Raw genomic sequence first — 2822 nt, forward strand, 5'->3', positions numbered from 1 at the left:
GTGGCAGTCCGTACAAACGGCACTTGATAGTAGGCCCTTTTTAATCATACCCTTTCCATGAACACTTGAGGAATAATCGTGATAGGCATCCACTTCCTTAAGTTCGGTTTGCTGGATTGCCCTGCCATCTTCACGGTGGCAGCCACCACAAAGAGCAGGAATAGAAAGACGATACACGGGCGATGTCTCATCCTTTTTAGACTTAACCAGATGCTTCCCATGACAATCGGTGCAATAGGGAGCAGACTCTTTTCCCTCAAAATAGGCCACGCCATGCCCACTTATCGCATAGATTTCAGATATTTCAGCATGACAAGAGGAACAATCAACTTTACCCGCCGTTTCGCATGGTCGCCGTTTTCTTGCAGAAACATCGGAGTGACATTTTACACAAGTGATATTGTTATGAGCCGAAGTTGTCAAATGGTTGACATCAACCTGAAGTGAAATAGTATCCAATCCAACAAGTTTATGAACCTCTTTCTTTTCGTGACACACAAGGCAAGACCGATCGGATATGGTTTCAAGAATATTTTGGATATTTACGATATGAGGTGGATGACAGTCAGTACAAGCAGGAATAGCCCCTGGCTTTTTCTCCCACTGTTGTTCGTTAATCACCTTGGTATGTACCTGTTCAATTCTTGCATGACATTTCATACAAGTAGAAGCAATATTCTTGAGAGAAATACTGGACAGGCGATTATTATGGGGTAATATCAAATGGTTTCCATGACAATTATTACAAGTCGCCGTAACAATCAGACCACTTTTATACAAACCTTTACCATGTATACTCTGACTGTAATTCTGCAATATATTGTGTTCTGTAATCTTGTAGGTTCGAGCAACAGGAGCCCCTTCCCGATGGCATTTTCCACATAGAATGGGAATATTCATTTTATAAGTTCGGCAAGCAGGATTGGTATGGGATAAAATATCGTGCCAACCATGACACTCCTTACAATCAGGAGCGTACCTCGCTCCTTTTTTCAATGCCTGTCCATGAATACCCAGTTCAAATTTAGTCTGAGCCTCTTCGTGGCAAGTCCCGCAGTTTACAGGTGACATCTCAGTAGGGTGCGGCCAATCGTCTCCAACGGCTGACTCAGGATGGCAGGCTATACAGGTCACTCCTTGATGGATGGATCTAAGCAATAGAGGGTGATCAACCCAAACTGATTGTTTTTTGTTATTCCCTTCCCTTACGATATAAGGATCGTCATGACACATCATACATGTTTCGTCATCTTGGGCAATAAGAAGAGGGCTACTGAAGAAAGCCAGTAGAAAGATAGAAAGCCAAATGAACCATTTTACTTTTTGCAGATAGGGAACAGCCATATTGAACTGAATAGTAGAAGTTAAACTAATATACTACCCAAGTTAATGACTATTCGAGTGAAATAAAAAAATAATAGCCGAAGGATAAATCCCTCGGCTATACATATCTACTTGTTATGACGAATAAGCCAAACACAAATAGTCCTTTTTTCATGAGATTGCCACAGCCTCGTTCCTCGGCTTCGCAATGACAGGTTTATTAAAATTATTATTTCAAATTCTCATTTAAGAAGTCAGTCATCATTCCATAAAGGTGTAAACGTGTTTTTCCTCCATAAATACCATGATTACGGTTGGTGTACATGTGCATCTGGAATTTTTTATTGTGCTGAACCAATTCTTCAGCCAACTCAAGACTATTCTGCATGTGCACGTTATCGTCTGATGTGCCATGAATTAAAAGGAACTTGCCCTTTAACTGATCAGCAAAAGAAATGGGTGCATACTTATCGTAACCTTCTGGATTCTCTTGTGGTGTGCGCAGATAACGCTCCGAATAGATGCTATCGTAATAGCGATAAGAGGTAACAGGTGCAACAGCAATTCCTGCAGCAAATACATCGGCCCCACGGAACATACAAAGCGATGACATTTGTCCACCAAAGCTCCAACCAAAAACGCCAATCTTAGAACCATCGATATAATCGAGACCAGCCATATATTTACCTGTTTCAATTAGGTCAATCGCTTCCAAATTCTGAATTTGCATATAGGTGCATTTCTTAAAAGCTTCACCACGTGCTCCTGTTCCGCGATTATCAACACAAACAACCACAAAACCTTCCTGAGCTAAATATTCGAACCATTCGAAACGGTAGCGATCAAGAACTCGCTGCGATCCAGGACCTCCGTAGAAAGTTAATAAAGCAGGATAATTCTTCGTCGTATCAAAGTTCACAGGCTTAATCATAAAAGCATTCAGCTCTACATCTTCCGAGGTTTTGAAAGAAAAGAACTCGCGCTCTGGCAATTGATAATCTGCCATTCTCTTTTTAAGTGGGGCATTATCCTCGAGTACACGAATCTGCTTCCCTTTGGCATTGTGCAAAGTCACCAATGTAGGTATCTTGGTATTCGAAAAGTAATTGATATAGTACTTAAAGCCATTACTGAAAACAGCGGCATTCGTTCCCATATCTTTACTCATCTTCTTCGTTCTCTTTCCTTTTATATCCACAGAATAAATCTCACGTTGTAAAGGAGATACCGCTGCTGCCTGATAGTAAAAAAGTTTGTGTGCCTCATCGTAACCTAAGAATTGAGTCACTTCCCAATCTCCCTTGGTTATTTGTCGTTTAAAATTGCCATCTATATCATAAAGGTAAATATGATTGAAACCTGACTTTTCACTAGTTAAGATGATTGACTTACCATCTTCAGTGAAAGTCAAATCATCGTTAACATCAATCCAAGCCTTATTCTTCTCTTCATAAATCAACTTGTGATCACCCGTATTTACATCAGCAAACAAAAGCTCA

Annotated in this window: 2 protein-coding genes; both read right to left on the minus strand. The window is 40.5% G+C overall.

The features are described from left to right. Positions 1-1344, minus strand: a 1344-nt coding sequence (locus ABY905_RS15960) for a cytochrome c3 family protein (RefSeq protein ID WP_372645667.1), incomplete at its 3' end; no start/stop codon positions are given. Between the two features lie 208 nt (positions 1345-1552). Then, a partial coding sequence (locus tag ABY905_RS15965) for a prolyl oligopeptidase family serine peptidase (RefSeq protein ID WP_372645669.1) occupies positions 1553-2822 on the minus strand: 1270 nt, incomplete at its 5' end.

Origin of the sequence: Ancylomarina sp. (genome assembly GCF_041555295.1) — a bacterium.
In the GTDB taxonomy this organism is placed as follows: domain Bacteria; phylum Bacteroidota; class Bacteroidia; order Bacteroidales; family Marinifilaceae; genus Ancylomarina.